Annotated in this window: 12 protein-coding genes; 7 read left to right on the top strand and 5 right to left on the bottom strand. The window is 67.9% G+C overall.

Annotation, left to right across the window (positions count from 1 at the left end):
* Positions 1 to 10 precede the first annotated feature (10 nt).
* Entirely contained in the window at positions 11 to 1,390 is a 1,380-nt protein-coding gene (locus tag ACLJQ7_RS06655) for an amidase (RefSeq protein WP_410647259.1), read from the top strand.
* A 29-nt stretch (positions 1,391 to 1,419) separates the two neighbouring features.
* Here ACLJQ7_RS06655 and ACLJQ7_RS06650 read toward each other — a convergent pair whose 3' ends face one another.
* From ACLJQ7_RS06650 to ACLJQ7_RS06635, 4 genes are read right to left on the bottom strand one after another with little or no spacing between them, the layout of a single operon-like run.
* The gene (locus tag ACLJQ7_RS06650; protein ID WP_410647258.1) at positions 1,420 to 2,082 is read right to left on the bottom strand and encodes a DUF4276 family protein; all 663 of its coding nucleotides are present in this window, start codon (positions 2,080 to 2,082) and stop codon (positions 1,420 to 1,422) included.
* Positions 2,075 to 3,205, bottom strand: a complete 1,131-nt coding sequence (locus ACLJQ7_RS06645; RefSeq protein WP_410647257.1) for an AAA family ATPase — start codon at positions 3,203 to 3,205, stop codon at positions 2,075 to 2,077. Before ACLJQ7_RS06645 ends, ACLJQ7_RS06650 begins: the two co-directional genes overlap by 8 nt.
* 48 nt (positions 3,206 to 3,253) lie before the next feature.
* Positions 3,254 to 4,108 (bottom strand): HpcH/HpaI aldolase/citrate lyase family protein, encoded by an 855-nt coding sequence (locus ACLJQ7_RS06640; RefSeq protein ID WP_410647256.1) that lies wholly within the window; start codon positions 4,106 to 4,108, stop codon positions 3,254 to 3,256.
* Positions 4,105 to 5,175: an HpcH/HpaI aldolase/citrate lyase family protein gene (locus ACLJQ7_RS06635; protein ID WP_410647255.1), complete on the bottom strand. Its 1,071-nt coding sequence runs from the start codon at positions 5,173 to 5,175 to the stop codon at positions 4,105 to 4,107. Before ACLJQ7_RS06635 ends, ACLJQ7_RS06640 begins: the two co-directional genes overlap by 4 nt.
* 118 nt (positions 5,176 to 5,293) lie before the next feature.
* On the opposite strand from ACLJQ7_RS06635, the gene ACLJQ7_RS06630 reads away from it, so the two are divergent.
* The 5 genes from ACLJQ7_RS06630 (at position 5,294) to ACLJQ7_RS06610 (ending at position 12,308) form a co-directional block, all read left to right on the top strand.
* Positions 5,294 to 7,414, top strand: coding sequence for a protein kinase domain-containing protein (locus tag ACLJQ7_RS06630; protein ID WP_410647254.1), 2,121 nt, complete (start codon positions 5,294 to 5,296; stop codon positions 7,412 to 7,414).
* Entirely contained in the window at positions 7,405 to 9,672 is a 2,268-nt protein-coding gene (locus tag ACLJQ7_RS06625) for a serine/threonine-protein kinase (protein ID WP_410647253.1), read from the top strand. Before ACLJQ7_RS06630 ends, ACLJQ7_RS06625 begins: the two co-directional genes overlap by 10 nt.
* Positions 9,673 to 9,989: 317 nt before the next feature.
* Positions 9,990 to 10,640, top strand: coding sequence for a hypothetical protein (locus ACLJQ7_RS06620; RefSeq protein ID WP_410647252.1), 651 nt, complete (start codon positions 9,990 to 9,992; stop codon positions 10,638 to 10,640).
* A 19-nt stretch (positions 10,641 to 10,659) separates the two neighbouring features.
* The gene (locus ACLJQ7_RS06615; protein WP_410647251.1) at positions 10,660 to 11,310 is read left to right on the top strand and encodes an NAD(P)H-binding protein; all 651 of its coding nucleotides are present in this window, start codon (positions 10,660 to 10,662) and stop codon (positions 11,308 to 11,310) included.
* 50 nt (positions 11,311 to 11,360) lie between these two features.
* A complete protein-coding gene (locus ACLJQ7_RS06610; RefSeq protein ID WP_410647250.1) occupies positions 11,361 to 12,308 on the top strand; it encodes a ribose-phosphate diphosphokinase in 948 nt (315 codons plus the stop codon).
* On the opposite strand, the gene ACLJQ7_RS06605 is transcribed toward ACLJQ7_RS06610, so the two are convergent.
* Positions 12,305 to 13,609 (bottom strand): D-arabinono-1,4-lactone oxidase, encoded by a 1,305-nt coding sequence (locus tag ACLJQ7_RS06605; RefSeq protein ID WP_410647249.1) that lies wholly within the window; start codon positions 13,607 to 13,609, stop codon positions 12,305 to 12,307. The two genes, ACLJQ7_RS06610 and ACLJQ7_RS06605, sit on opposite strands and share 4 nt — an antisense overlap.
* A 105-nt stretch (positions 13,610 to 13,714) precedes the next feature.
* Here ACLJQ7_RS06605 and ACLJQ7_RS06600 point away from each other — a divergent pair, with 105 nt between their 5' ends.
* Positions 13,715 to 14,899, top strand: a complete 1,185-nt coding sequence (locus tag ACLJQ7_RS06600) for an amino acid deaminase/aldolase (RefSeq protein ID WP_410647248.1) — start codon at positions 13,715 to 13,717, stop codon at positions 14,897 to 14,899.
* Positions 14,900 to 15,369: the final 470 nt, after the last annotated feature.

Below are 15,369 nucleotides of genomic sequence, written 5' to 3'. Positions count from 1 at the left end.
GAGGCCCGCCGTGCCGGAATTGCCTGATCTGACCGCTGTCGAACTGGTCGCGCAGTACCGCGCCGGGACGCTGTCGCCGGTGGAGGTCACCGAAGCCGTCCTCGCTCGCATCGAGGCGCGCGAACCCGAACTGCACGCGCTCTACGCGTACGACCCGAGCGGCGCGCGCGAAGACGCGAAGGCGTCCGAGAGTCGTTGGCACGCCGGGGAACCGCTCGGCCCGATCGACGGCGTTCCCTTGACCCTCAAGGAGAACATCGCGACCCGCGGCACACCGGTGCCGCTCGGCACGGCCGCGTCCTCGTTGGCGCCCGCGCCCGAAGACGCCCCGGCGGGCGCTCGCGTGCGCGAGTCCGGCGGGCTCCTGCTGGGCAAGACGACCATGCCGGACTACGGGATGCTGACGTCCGGGCTGTCGAGTTTCCACACCGCGTCGCGGAATCCGTGGGACACCACGCGCACGCCCGGCGGCTCCAGCGCCGGTGCCGGTTCGGCGGCCGCCGCCGGTTACGGCCCGCTGCATGTCGGCACCGACATCGGCGGCTCGATCCGGCTGCCCGCCGGCTGGTGCGGCCTGGTCGGGCTGAAGCCGAGTTTCGGGCGGGTGCCGGTGGATCCGCCATTCCTCGGCCGCGTCGCCGGACCGATGACGCGGACCGTGGCCGATACCGCGCTGCTGATGCGCGTTCTGTCCGGTGTGGACGGTCGCGACCATCTCTCGCTGCCGCCCTCGGCTGTCGACTGGTCTTCGCTTTCGGTCGGGGTCAAGGACCTGCGGATCGGACTCCACCTCGACCCTGGCGTTGGGCTTCCGGTGTTGCCGGAGACGATCGCCGCCGTCACCGAAGCCGCACGTGTCTTCGAGGCCGCGGGCGCCGTCGTCGAGCCGGTTTCGCCGTTCCTGCGCCGAGAAATGCTCGACGGGCTCGACACCTTCTGGCGCGTTCGCGCCTGGTCGGACATGTCCGCGCTCCCCGAAGACCGCCGCGCGAAGGTGCTGCCGTACATCGCCGACTGGGCCGCCGGCGGCGCCGACGTCAGCGGTGTCGACGCCTACCGCGGTTTCGCGCAGATCGACACCATCGCCGTCGCGACCCTGCGCGCGACCGAACGCTTCGACGTCGTCCTGTCACCGACCTGCCCGGTCTCGGCCCCGCCCGCCGAGTGGCCCTCGCCGACCAACGACCCGCGCCGCCCGTTCGAGCACATCGCGTTCACCGTGCCGTACAACATGTCCGGCCAGCCCGCGGTCTCGATCAACTGCGGCTACACGAGCGACGACCAGCCCATCGGCCTCCAGATCAGCGGCCGCCGCTTCGCCGACCTCGACGTCCTTCGCGCCGCTGCCGCCTACGAAACCCTTCGCCCCACTCCGCGCCCCTGGCCCTGACCACCGACGCAACTAGAGGACGAAACGCGTCAGGCCCTGGAGCCGAGTTCGGCAAGCCACGCGGCGAAGTGCGGACATTGCGCCTTCAGACCTTCGATGCCCAGGTCCGCGATCGCCAGCGGGCCTTCGAGTGTTTTCACGTAACCAGGGCAGTATCTGGCAAGCCGTTTGGACGGTGCGTTCTTCGGATCATCGTTGACGAGTTCCGGGCCACCGGCTTCGGCGCAGTCTTGCTTGATTCGCTCGGCTATCGCCGGATCGTCGCGCAGATCCGCCAGTTGGTCGCCGGCGGCGAGGACCCACGACTCCAGTTCATGCTGCACGAGATGAGGAACGAACCGGTGATCGTCGATGGCTGCTCGCAGCGCCTCCTCGACGTGCCCGACTTTCGCGGTGGCTGCTCCCGTCGGACGGGAAGCCATTCCCGGCGCGTCAGCAGGGAAGCCGTAATAGTCGAACAGGGTCGTCAGCACGGTGAGACGTGGGCTGGCGAGCAGTTCCTTGATCTCCCTGTGCAGCTTCGGCCAAGACGTGACGCCACCGCGATAGGTCACGGAGGATGTATGCGTGCGGACCGTCGAATAGGTGACGAACCAGCCTCGCCGTTGAAAGTGCCCGGACAGCACATCCCGGACAACGTTCGCCTCCGTCTGGCCTTCCACCAGCAAGTGCAGACGTTTCGGGTCAGGCATCGAGAACGCTGCCCATCGAGCCCGGCTGCCCGCCGATGATGTTCTTCTCCCAGAGTTCGCCGAGCGAGTACTCGTCGAGCCAGGCTGCCAGCGCGGCCTTGTTGGGCCGGGTGAAGGCCGAATCGCCGTTCCGCTGCTGGACGACGATCAGATCTTCGGCGGAGAACTGGTTCATCAACGTCACCGACTGAGTCGCTATCAGGACCTGACTGCGGGTCGAGGCGGAGCGCAGCATGTCCGCCAGCTGGACGATGGCCATCGGGTGCAGGCCGAGTTCGGGTTCGTCGAGCACGACCAGTGCCGGAAGCTCAGGTTGCAGCAACAGGGTGACGAGGCAAACGAAACGCAGTGTCCCGTCGGACATCTGATTCGCCGAGAAAACGGTCTCGGAATTCTGCCGCTGCCAGCGAAGGAGGATGCGGTCGGTGCTGTCCGGTTGGAGGACGAAGTCGCGGAAGAAAGGGGCAACGAGCCGGATCGCACCGACGATCCGGCGATACGCGACCTTGTCCGCCCGGTCTGAGCTGTCGCGTAGCCGAAGGAGAACCGCGGCGATGTTCCCAGCGTCCGCGCGCAGGGCCAGGTCGTCGGCGGTCGGGGAAAGGCGCTTCACCGGCGCGTCGACGCTGGTGTCGTGGAAGTGGTAGACGCGGCAACCTTGAAGAAGCTCGATAATCCTCGCCGCCACCTGAGCCGCTTCGGGTCTGGCCGCGAAGTTACCCAGTTTGCTCTCTCGATGACCACGGCCTGCCGACAGTCTCCGCAGATCCTGCTCTTTCTCGTCGTAGGTAGAGACAGATTCGTATTCGAAGATCAGCTCTTCACCAGGAGCCGCACTGAGCTGGGCGTGGTAGCTGTCCGGAGGCGCACTCAGCTTGAAGCTGATCTGCCTCGTGTCGGCGGTGTCGTTGATCAGCGCCGACGCCCCGCCATTGCGGCCGACGAACAGGTTCAGCAGGTCTTCGCTGATCCTTCCCAGCAGCTCGAAGGACTGGACGAAGTTGCTCTTGCCAGCGCCGTTCGCGCCGATCAGCACGTTCATCGCGCCCAGCTCGACGCGCGCCGAGCGGATCGAGGTGAAGCCCTCGATCTCGATCGACGTCAACGGTCGTTGATCAGCCACGCGCCTACTCTAGGCCGTTTCGACAATTGGTATCGATAGGTGGTTGCTCTAGTTGCCGATCGCCTCGGCCAGCGCCAGGATCCGCCGCGCGTTGTCCACGTGCAGGTTCTCGATCATCCGCCCGTCCACGGTCACGACGCCCTGCCCGGCCGCCTGCGCCTCCTCGAACGCCGCGATGATCTTGCGCGAGCGCGTGATCTCCTCCTCGGACGGCGCGAAGATCCGGTTGCACGGCTCCAGCTGCGACGGGTGGATCAGCGTCTTGCCGTCAAAGCCGAACTGACGGCCCTGAACGCATTCCGCTTCGAAGCCTTCGAGGTCCTTCACGTCGTTGTAGACGCCGTCGAGGATCGCCTTGCCGGTCGCCCGCGCGGCCAGCAGCGCGAGCGAAAGCCCGCCCAGCAGCGGCGCGCGGCCGGGGACGAACTCGGCGTGCAGTTCCTTCGCCAGGTCGTTCGTGCCCATGACCAGCACGGTCAGCCGTTCGGACGCCGAGGCGATCTCCTCGGCGTGCAGCATCGCGACCGGTGTCTCCACCATCGCCCAAATCTTCGTGTGGTCCGGCGCGCCGCCGAGTTCCAGGGCGCGCTCGATGTTGTGCACTTCGGCGGCGGAGTTCACCTTCGGCACCACGATCGCGGCCGGGCCCGCCTGCGCGGCGGCGCGGAGGTCGGCGTCGTGCCATTCGGTGTCGAGGCCGTTGACGCGGATGGTCACCTCGCGCTTGCCGTACTCCTTCGACGACGCGGCCGCGCAAACGCGTTCACGTGCGGCTTCCTTCGCGTCGGGCGCGACGGCGTCTTCGAGGTCGAGGATCAGCCCGTCCGCGTCCAGCGTCTTGGCCTTTTCCAGCGCTCTTTCGTTCGCGCCGGGCATGTAGAGGACGGAACGCCGGGGGTTCATTCGGAAGCCTCCTTCATGGCCGCGTCGTACGCGGCAGCGAGCTCAGGATCGTCGGCGGCGAGAACGTCCGCGAGTTCGGCGACCACCCGGCACTGCTTCACCGAGGCGTCGTCCTGCATCTTCCCGTCGATCATCACCGCACCGGTGCCGTCACCCATCTCGGCGATCACGCGCCGCGCCCACGCGACGTCCTCGGGCGAGGGCGAGAACACCTTCTTGGCGATGTCGATCTGCACCGGGTGCAGGCTCCAAGCGCCCACGCAGCCGAGCAGGAACGCGTTGCGGAACTGGTCCTCACAGGCCACGACGTCGCGGATGTCGCCGAACGGCCCGTAGTACGGCAGGATCCCGTTCGCCGCGCAGGCGTCGACCATTCGCGCGACGGTGTAGTGCCACAGATCCTGCTGGTACGTCGTGCGCCCCTCGTTCAGGTCTTCGCCGGTCGGATCCGTGCGCACCAGGTAACCCGGGTGCCCGCCACCCACCCGGGTGGTCTTCATCCGGCGGCTCGCGGCGAGGTCGGCCGGGCCGAGCGAGATGCCCTGCATGCGGGGGCTCGCGCCCGCGATCTCTTCGACGTTCGCGACGCCGCTGGCGGTCTCCAGGATCGCGTGCACCAGCAGCGGTTTCGTGAGCCCGGCCCGCGCTTCGAGCTGCGCGAGCAGCCTGTCGACGTAGTGGATGTCCTGCGCGCCTTCGACCTTCGGCACCATGATCACGTCGAGTTTGTCGCCGATCTCGGTGACCAGCGTGATGAGGTCGTCGAGCACCCACGGCGAGTCGAGACTGTTGACGCGGGTCCACAGCTGCGTCTTGCCGAAGTCGGTCGACTTCGCGATGGAGACGAGCCCGTTCCGCGCGGCCTCCTTGCGGTCGGCGCGCACGGCGTCTTCAAGGTTCCCAAGCAGGACGTCGACCTTCTTGGCGAGGTCCGGGACCTTGGCGGCCATCTTCTCGTTGCCGGGATCGAAGAAGTGGATCATCCGCGAAGGAGGTACGGGGATCTGGCGGAGCGGTTCCGGCGCTCCCACCGCGAGCGGGGCGAAGAAATCCTTCGGCGAACGCATCGTTCCTCCATCGCAACGGGCTAAGTGACCGACGGGTAACCCTAAACCCGGAAGGCGGGGAACCGCTGCGGCGCAGCTCACCTCCAAGGGGACACGATCGGGAATCGCGGAGGATTCTGTGGACGACTGGGCCTTGCCGGGTTTCACCGAGATGGGGTCGCTGGGCGAAGGGGGATTCGGCCGGGTCGTGCTGGCTCGCCACGACGAATCCGCGCAGGTCGTGGCCATCAAGTACCTGTACGCGCGGTTCGCGGCAGACCCGCGGCGGCTGGCGGAATTCCGCCACGAGGCGCAGATCCTGAGCCGCGTTTCGGGGCCGCACATCGCCCGTCTGCACCAGTTCGCCGAGACCCCGCAAGGGGCCGCGATCATCATGGAAGCCGTCCACGGAATTTCCCTGAAAGAGATCCTCGGCCGCCAGGAGAAGCTCGAACCCGAAGCCGCGCTGGCCATCCTCAAAGGCTCGCTGCTCGGTCTCGCCGGCGCGCACGCCGCGGGCACCGTCCACCGCGACTACAAACCGGCCAACGTCCTGGTCACCCGCGAGGGGCAGAGCAAGCTCGTCGACTTCGGCATCGCCGTGCTCGCCGGGCAGACCGGGGTCGCAGCGGGCACGCCCGCGTACATGGCGCCCGAGCAGTGGGCGGGCGGCGTCGCCACCCCCGCAACCGACGTCTACGCCGCGACCTGCGTGTTCTTCCAGTGCGTCGCCGGGCATCGGCCGTACGAGGCCGAGCAGGCCGAAGTGCTCCGCACGCTGCACGAATACGCCCCGATCCCGTTCGGCGAGGTGCCTGAACCGGTCCGCGACCTCATCGCGCGCGGCATGGCGAAGGACGTCGCCCAGCGGCCGTCGGGTGCGGCCGAATTCGTCACCGAACTGGAGGCGTCCGCCAGGAAGGCGTACGGCGAGGACTGGGAGCGCAATGGCTGGCACTGGCTCGCTAAAGGCGCCGGTGTCCTGGTCGCCCTGTCGCCGTTGGCCCTGCTCGGCGCCGGGACGGCCGCCGTCGGCACGGTCGTCGTGGTCAACGCCGACAGCGACGAAGCGCCACCCCAGACGACGACCGTCGCCGCGATGAAGGTCGACCTCGTCACCCGCACCGAGAAACTCGACGGCTTCGACTACGACGGCAAGTACGTCCGCATCAGCGGTTTGAAGGACAAGGCCGCCGAAGAGCGGGTCAACAAGGCGCTGATGGCGCCGATCGACGGCTGGCTCGCGGGCTTCTGGCCCGACGGCTACCCGCCGCAGCGCGAGCCCGACGGCGACATCCCGCATATGAAGTCCGAGGCCGAGATCCTGCGCCAGGATGACAAGCTGCTCTCCGTCGTCTACAAACGCTCGATCGACTCCGTCCAGTTCGGCAACCACGGCGGCTTCAGCATCCGCCCGATCGTCATCGATCTGACGAAGGGCGAACAGATCCCCAACGCGCACCTGTTCGACAACGTCGACGGCACCGCCGACCGGATGCGCATGCTCGAAGACATGCTCTTCGACGCCGCCAGGCCGGGTGACTGCCTCGCCGACGCGCCGAGCGAACGCGAGCACCTGCCGGTCGGCGCGATGTCGGATCCGTGGTCGGTCACCGGCGACACCGTGCTGCAGGCGGCACCGACCGCGAACGGGATGACGTTCTACGTCTACGGATCCGTGCTCGGCTATCCCCGTGTCTGCGACCCGACCCAGGTCACGGTCGAATACCGCCACCTCCGCCATCTGATGAGCCCGGCGGTCATGAACCTGCTCGGCGGCGCACAGGGGCAACGCACCAAAGTGGACAACGTCGGCGCCTTCACCATCACCACGCCGGAGAAGTGGTCGCTGCTCTCCGGAGCTCCCATCGAGCGCTACCTGGTGACCGCCGACCAGTGCGCGGGCGGCGGGACACAGCCGTTCCACTGCGCGGGCGTCGTCTTCAGCGACAACTCGCGGACCGACCCGGCCACGCGGGCGTATGAACCGGGCAAGCCGTACAACCGCTCGACCGGTCCGCGTCCGTGTCATTCCATCGGCGCACCCGGTGAGACCCAGGGGGCGCCTACCCTCCAGAGGAAGGAACTTCGCCCGGTCGGTACGAAGCGGGCCGCCTACGAAGAGTGGCGGATCACGTGTTCCGGCGGCGGTTCGGTCACCCAGCGGGTCTGGTTCCTGCCGAAAACACAGCTCGTGATCGTCGACGAGTGGAACACTCCAGGCCTCGACAAGATTTTGGAAGAGGCACAGTGGAACTAAGTGACGAGTGGAGACTGCCCGGCTTCACCGAGCTGGAGCAGCTGGGCACGGGCACCTTCGGCCGCGTGGTGCTCGCACGCCAGGACAACACCGGCCACGTCATCGCGATCAAGTACCTCTTCTCCCGCTTCGCCGCGGACCCCGCGCATCTCGCCGCGTTCCGGCAGGAAGCACTGGCGCTGCACCGGGTGTCGAGCCCGCACGTCGTGAAACTGCACGAGTTCTTCGAGACGCCGCAGGGCGCGGCGATCGTCATGGAGGCGATCAACGGTGTCTCCCTGCGCTCGGTGCTCCAGGCCGAAGGCGCTCTCGAACCCGAGGCCGCGCTCGCGGTGCTGAAGGGTTCGCTGCTCGGGCTGGCCGCGGCGCATTCCGCCCACGTCGTCCACCGGGACTACAAACCGGCCAACGTGCTCGTCGCCGACACCGGTGAAAGCAAGCTCGTCGACTTCGGCACGGCTGTCCTGGCGGGGGAACGGGGCCCGTCCGTCGGCACACCCGCGTACATGGCACCCGAGCAGTGGTCGGGTGGACAGGCCACGCCCGCGACCGACGTCTACGCCGCGACCTGCGTGTTCTTCCAGTGCGTCGCCGGGCACCGGCCGTATCAGGCCGACGACACCGAAGTGCTCCGCACGCTGCACGAACACGCGCCCATCCCGTTCGGCGAAGTCCCCCAGCCGGTGCACGAGATCGTCGCGCTGGGGATGGCGAAGGACCCTTCGAAACGACCGGTCGACGCGCTCATGTTCGTCAGCGAACTGGAACGCGTCGCCCGCGCGGGTTACGGCGACGAATGGGAGCGCAAAGGCTGGTCACGGCTGGCGAAGGCGGCGGGCGTACTCGCCGCGGCGACCCCGTTGGTCCTGCTCGGTGCCGGTACGGCGGCCGCGCCCGGGGTCGCCGCCGCCGGGACGGGCGCGGTGGCCGCGTCGACCGGCGGAATCGCGGCCGGATTGAAGATCGCCATCGGCGTCGTCGCGGCGACGGCCGCCGTGGTCGGCTCGGTGGTCGTCTTCTCCGACGCGAGCACACCGCCGCCGTCACCGCCGACCACGCAGCAGGCCGTCGCGCTCAAGGTCGCCATGAAGACCCGATCCGGGACCGTGCCCGGGACGACCCTCCCCTACAGCGGGGACCACCCCGAGGTGACCGGGTCGCCCGATCAAGCCTGGCTGAAGCGCGTCAACGACGCCCTGGCGGCGCCGATCGACGAGTGGAACCGCAAGACCGGTCCGGGCGCGGCCAAGCTGGAGCCGGAACGCGGCCCGTACAAGCTCCTCACGAAGGCCGAAGTGCGCTCGCAGAACGAGCGGTACCTCTCGGTGCGCTACACGCACGACCTCGAGAACAAACCGCATTCGACCTGGGGAAACGGTCGTGCCGCGGTGACCATCGACCTGAAGGAGGGCAAGGCGCTCACGCCCGCCGAACTGTTCGCCCCCGGAAAGTTCACCGACGACGGACTGCGGACCCTCGCCGAACTGCTCTGGCCGGACAAACAGCAGTGCGGTGCGCTCAGCAGCACCTTCCCGTATCAGCCCCTCAAGACGGCAGACCTCGCCGAAGAGCCGAAGGTGTGGCTCGCGTTCACCCCGGCGGCCGTCGAGGTCACCGTTGACCTCAACCTTCTCGGCTTCGCCACCGCTTGCGGAGTGCAGGACTACACGCTGCCCTACGACAAGCTGGCCGGTCTCCTGAACCCTGCCCTCGTCGACGGCGTGACCGGTGGGAAGGTGGTCAAAGGCACGTCGTCCGCCCCGTTCGAGCCAGGCGTCACCGACGTCTCGGCCGGCGCGCTCACCCTGCATCTTCCGCAGGACTGGTCCGTGGTTTCGCAGGGGCTGGAGAAGGTACTCGTCGCCCCCGGCTGCCCGGATCCCAAGAAGTACTTCAACTGCCAGTACGTTCTCCTCACGGACAACAGCCTGCAGTCCGCCGAGCAGCCGCCGTACCGGCCAGGCGAGTTCTATCGGCGCAGCGCGGGCGGCCGGGCCTGCAATGCCGCCGGGCGAAAGGACCTCCGCCAAGAGGGTGACGCGGTGCGGACGGTTTCCGCCACCGCACCGGTGGGCGGGACCTCGGCGACCTACGAGGAGTGGACGATCCAGTGTGTTCCTCGTGGACAGACGGGTGGAAGCGGCGAGGCGCAGGTGACCCAGCGGATCTGGTTCGTTGCGGACAAGCAAATCGTGGTGATGGACGAATGGCGGACACCCGGCGTCGAAGAACTCCTCCGCACCGCGACGGTCTCGTGACCTGACCTGCGAAAGTCCAAAGTGGAACGAGTATTCGTTGGGCTGAATGGCCTAACGTCCCACTTCGTCGTCCGTGACCGTTCGGAGACGCCGGGTAACACCATTTACCTCGTCCTCACTCGGTTGGCGGCACGTCGGACTGAAGTCCGATGACCGCCTACCGACCGGTCACCGATGACAAGGCGCCGCCGATCGCAGCCACTCCCGTTGTCCGGCGCCGTCGCCTCTCCGCCCTGTTAGACAGTTCATGTGCCGCTTCCACCGAGGTGGCACGGGATGAAGAGCCCTAGGGAAACCAGGTTCGAAGGAGGCGGAACGTGGCGGCTACACCGAACATGGAGAGCTCGACGGTCGCCGGTGGCGCGAAGCGCAGCCGGTCACTGACGAGCCGGGTGGTGCCGCCGATCGAACTGCCCGCGAGCGTCGGGGAGCTTTCGCGCAAGGCGGCGGCCCTGCTCGGCTGGAACGGCATCGTGTTGCCGGAGACCACCGTGCTCGGCCGCAAGATCTGCGTGGTCGCCCGGCTCCGTACCGACGTGCACGCCGAGCGCATCGCGATGGGCATGGGTCCCGTCGTCGATCGCGCCACCGTCGACACCTGGACATGGCCAGAGCTGGCCGCGACCGCACCCGCGCCGGCCGCCGAGATCATCGGTGTCCTCGCGGTCGCCCGGCACTGGCGCACCGCGATGGCCTCCGCGGTTCCGTTCGCACGTTACGGCGAGGCCGCGATGGTTCTCCCATCGCCTGCCGTACTGACGGAAGACTACGTCGGCAACTGCCTGCCGCGTGCCCGCGCGTACGGGCTCGCGATCGTCAGCGCCGACCCCAACGCGGTCACCGACCTCGATCTCGAAGGTCACGGCGAGCGCATGATCCTCGACGAGGACCCGGTTTCGCGCCTGGTCAACGAGATCGTCTACGACCAGCTGCTGCGCGAAACCGAGCTCCCTGCCGAAGTGGACTGAACGCGCTACGGTCGGGTCCATGCGAGTAGTCATTGCGGGTGGACACGGACAGATCGCGCTGAAACTGGAGAAACTTCTCTCCGCACGCGGTGATCAGGCGGTCGGGATCGTGCGCAACCCCGATCATGTCGCCGACCTCGAAGCGGCCGGTGCCGAAGCCGTCGTCCTCGATCTGGAAAAGTCCGATGTGGACGCCGTGGCCAAGGTGCTCGACGGTGCCGACGCCGCCATCTTCGCGGCGGGCGCCGGGCCGGGCAGTGGCACCGCTCGCAAGGACACTGTGGACAGAGCGGCCGCGGAACTCTTCGCGGCCGCCTCCGAGCGGGCGGGCGTCCGGCGGCATGTCCAGGTCGGCTCCATGGGCGCGGACAAATGGGAGACCGCGGACGTCCCGGACGATTTCCGGATCTATCTCAAGGCCAAGAAAGCGGCCGAAGACGATCTGCGCGCCCGCGATCTCGACTGGACGATCCTCCGGCCGGGACAGCTCACCGACGACGAGGGCACCGGCGAGATCCGGATCGCCGAATCCACCGGACGCGGGCCCATTCCCCGGCAGGACGTCGCCGCGATCCTCATCGCCCTGCTCGACACCCCGTCGACAGCGGGCCGCGTCCTTGAGGCGATCTCGGGTGATACTGCTATCTCTCAGGCCTTTTCCGCTCTGTGAAACCGTAGTGTGTGGACGTAATCCGTCTTTTGAATGAACGGAGTAGGTCCTTGCGCGAGGACATCGCGGTCTTCAGCGGCAGCGCACATCCCGAGCTCGCCGAAGAGATCTGCGCCCATCTCGGCGTTCCCCTGCATCCCGTGAAGGTGCAGCGGTTCGCCAACGACTGTCTCGAAGTCCAGCTCGAAGCGAACTGCCGTGAGCGCGACGTCTTCCTGATCCAGCCGCTGGTGCGGCCGGTGCAGGAACATCTCGTCGAGCTGCTGCTGATGCTGGACGCCGCACGGGGCGCGTCGGCCAAGCGGATCACCGTCGTCATGCCGCACTACTCGTACGCCCGCTCGGACAAGAAGGACGCGCCGCGGATCTCGATCGGCGGCCGTCTCGTCGCCGACCTGATGGCGACCGCCGGTGCCGATCGAGTCCTCGCGATGACGCTGCATTCGCCGCAGGTGCACGGCTTCTTCAGCGTTCCGGTCGATCACCTGCACGCGTTGAAGGAACTGGCGAAGCACTTCCGCCAGTACGACCTCTCCGCGACCACCGTGGTTTCGCCGGATCTCGGCAACGCCAAGGAAGCCGCGCATTTCGCCCGGCTGCTCGGCGTTCAGGTCGCCGCCGGCGCGAAGCAGCGCTTCGCCGACGACAGGGTCGAGATCAGCTCGGTGATCGGCGAGATCACCGGCCGCGACGTGATCGTCCTCGACGACGAGATCGCCAAGGGCAGCACGGTGATCGAGCTGCTCACCAAACTGCGTGAGCTGAAACCGCGTTCGATCCGCGTCGCCTGCACGCACGGCCTCTTCTCCAGCGGCGCGCTCGAACGGATCGGCAGCCAGCCCGACGTGCTGGAGGTCGTCTGTACGAACACGGTGCCGATCCCGCCGGAGGAGCAGAGCCCGAAGCTGCGAGTCCTGTCGATCGCGCCCGCGCTGGCGGAGGCGATGCGGAGGATCCACAACGGCGAGTCGGTCAGCGCCTTGTTCGAAACGGCTTAAGCGGTGCCGAGGACCCGGTCGAGATAGGTGTTCGTGAAGATCCCGGCCGGGTCCACCTCCTTGCGGACCCGCAGGAAGTCGTCGAAGCGCGGGTACCGCGAGCGCAGCGTCGCGGCGTCGAGGTCGTGCATCTTGCCCCAGTGCGGGCGGCCGCCGACCTCGCCGACGATCGACGCGAATCCGGCGAAGTACTCGCGGTAGGGCATGCCGACGAACTGGTGGATCGCGATGTAGGCGGAGTCGCGGCCGTTCGCGGTCGAAAGCCAGATGTCGTCCGCGGCGGCGACCCGCACCTCGACCGGGAACGCGACCGGGTTCTCCAGCCTCGGGACGAAAGCGCGGAGTTCGGAGAAGACGTCGTGCAGCGCTTCGCGGGGGATCGCGAATTCCGACTCGACGAACCGCACGCCGCGGTGGGTCACGAAAACGCGATGCGACGTGTCGCTGTACTCGCGGGCGGAGAGGATGTTCGAGGCGAACCGCCCGAGCGGCTGGACGAGTTTCGGCACCGCGCGGCCTAGACGGCACAGGCCGCCGAACGCGACGTTCTCCGTCACCTCGTAGTCGACGAATTCCTTCAGCTTGGTCAGCGGACGGCGCTCGCTGCCCGCCGGAAGCCGGTTGTTGCGCTTGACCAGGGCGTTCTTGCCGTAGGGGAACCAGTAGAACTCGAAGTGGTCGTTCTCGTCCGCGAACTGGTCGAACCCTTCGAGGACCTGCTCGAGGGGTTCGGGCCGCTCCTGGGCGGAGAGCAGGAACGAAGGTTCACACTGCAGGGTGACCGTGCTGATGACACCGAGCGCGCCGAGCCCGACCCTCGCAGCCGCGAAGAGATCGGGGCGCTCGTCCGCCGAACAGGTGACCACGGTGCCGTCGGCGAGCACGAGTTCGAGCGCGGCGATCTGGGTGGCGATGCCGCCGAGGCGGGCGCCGGTGCCGTGGGTGCCGGTGGAGATCGCGCCCGCGACGGTCTGCGCGTCGATGTCGCCGAGGTTGGTCATCGCCAGGCCCAGCGCGTCGAGTTCGGCGTTGAGCTGCTTGAGCGTGGTGCCGGATCGGACCGTGACCAGGCCTTTCGCGACGTCGGCCGACGCGATCCCGGTCCAACCGGTCAGGTCCATGGCGTCCGAGTTCGCGGCGGCGATCGCCGTGAAGGAGTGGCCGCTGCCCAGGGGGCGCAGGCGCCTTCCGTCCGCGGCGGACCGGCTGATCGCGTCGGCGATCGCGGCCGTGTCCCGCGGCCGATGCACGCGCAGGGGCGATGCCGTCGCGGTGCCGGCCCAGTTGCTCCACCGTGTCATGCGCCCACCTATTCCGAGAGGCTGCTGCCCTTGAGGTGCTTGAGTGCCGAAACAGTAAGTGAATAGTATTCGCGTTTCAAGCCCTTCTGTCGTACCTTAGTTCGGGTGACCAGTGCGACGGTGTACGACTTGGCGACGAAGGACCTGGATCCTCCGTTCGCGGTTGTCGACTTGGATGCGTTCGACGCGAACGGCGCCGACCTGCTGCGGCGGGCTAACGGCAAACCGATCCGCGTGGTCAGCAAGTCCGTGCGCTGCCGTTATCTGCTCGAACGGGTCCTCGCGCGGCCCGGTTTCGAAGGCCTCATGTGCTACTCGCTCGCCGAAGCCGTCTGGCATGTCGAGCAGGGAACGTCCGAGGACATCGTGGTGGCGTACCCGACCGCCGACCACGGCGCGCTGCGCCGGCTGGCGGCGGACGACCGGGCGCGGGCGGCGATCTCGATCATGGTCGACTCGCCCGAACATCTCGATCTTGTCGACGCGGCGCTGGGGCAGGGGCATCCCGAGATCCGTGTCTGTCTGGAGCTCGACGCTTCGTGGCGACCGTTGCCAGGGGTGCACGTCGGCACCCGCCGGTCGCCGGTGTTCAGCCCGAGGCAGGCCGCGGATCTGGCGCGGACCATTCTGTCCCGCAAGGGTTTCCGGCTCGTCGGGATGATGGCGTACGAAGGTCAGATCGCCGGGCTCGGCGATGCGGCCGGCAGCGGTGTCAAGAACTCGCTCGTCGGCTGGATGCAGCGGAAGTCCATGGTGGAAATCGCGAAACGCCGCGCGGCCGCGGTCCGCGCGGTGCGGGCCCTGGCCGAGCTGGAGTTCGTCAACGGCGGTGGCAGCGGCAGCGTCGAATCGACCGGCGCCGAAGCGGCCGTCACCGAAATCGCGGCGGGCTCGGGCCTCATCGGGCCGACGCTCTTCGACGGCTACGCGCACTTCTCGCCGCGCCCGGCCGCGATGTTCGCGCTGCCCGTCGTCCGGCGCCCGGCACCGAAAGTCGCGACGCTCTTCTCCGGCGGCTACATCGCTTCGGGCCCCGCCGAGGCTTCGCGGCTCCCGAAGCCTTACCTGCCCGAAGGACTCTCGCTGCTCGGGTTCGAAGGCGCCGGCGAAGTCCAAACCCCCGTCTCCGGCGAAGCCGCCCGTCACCTACGGCTGGGCGACCGCGTCTGGCTGCGCCACGCGAAGGCGGGCGAACTCGCCGAACGCTTCACGCACTACCACGTCGTCGTCGGCGACCGCGTCGACCGGACCGTCCCCACCTACCGAGGCGAATCCCAGAACTTCGGCTGATCCGCGCGACCCCATCCCCCACCCATCCCTGGGGGGCGCGCCCCGCACCAGCGTATCGGGAGGGGGTGTCGGGGATGGCGGTTCCGAGGGGTGAGGGGCGAGGTTGTCCACAACTGTGGGTGGGTGTGGACAGGTTATGTGGATAACTGATAAGGGCAGTTCAGAGGCTGTGTCGGCGAGGTTCCTGGGGGTTGTGTGACTGGTGGGACTGGGGAATCGGGCATCGGTGGACACGAATGGAGCAAAGAGGGATCCACCGGTGACGCGAAGGCCCCCTGGGGGCGTCGAGCGTCTCAAAGGGGGTCTTCGTGACGTCCGGAAGTCCATAGTGGACGAACGTGGGATCCTCGGGCGTCGGGATCAAGGGTGAACCGCGCGGGGTCAGGTTCGCAGGGCTGTGAAGACCTCCTTGAGGGATCCAGAGTCCCGGCCCGAAGACCTCCTGAGTCACAGCTAGCACCAACGACCAC

The sequence above is a fragment of the Amycolatopsis sp. cmx-4-54 genome (genome assembly GCF_046548895.1).
Taxonomy (GTDB): Bacteria; Actinomycetota; Actinomycetes; order Mycobacteriales; family Pseudonocardiaceae; genus Amycolatopsis.
The sequence above is the reverse complement of the archived record's forward strand: the minus strand, read 5'-3'. Positions and strand labels throughout refer to the sequence as shown.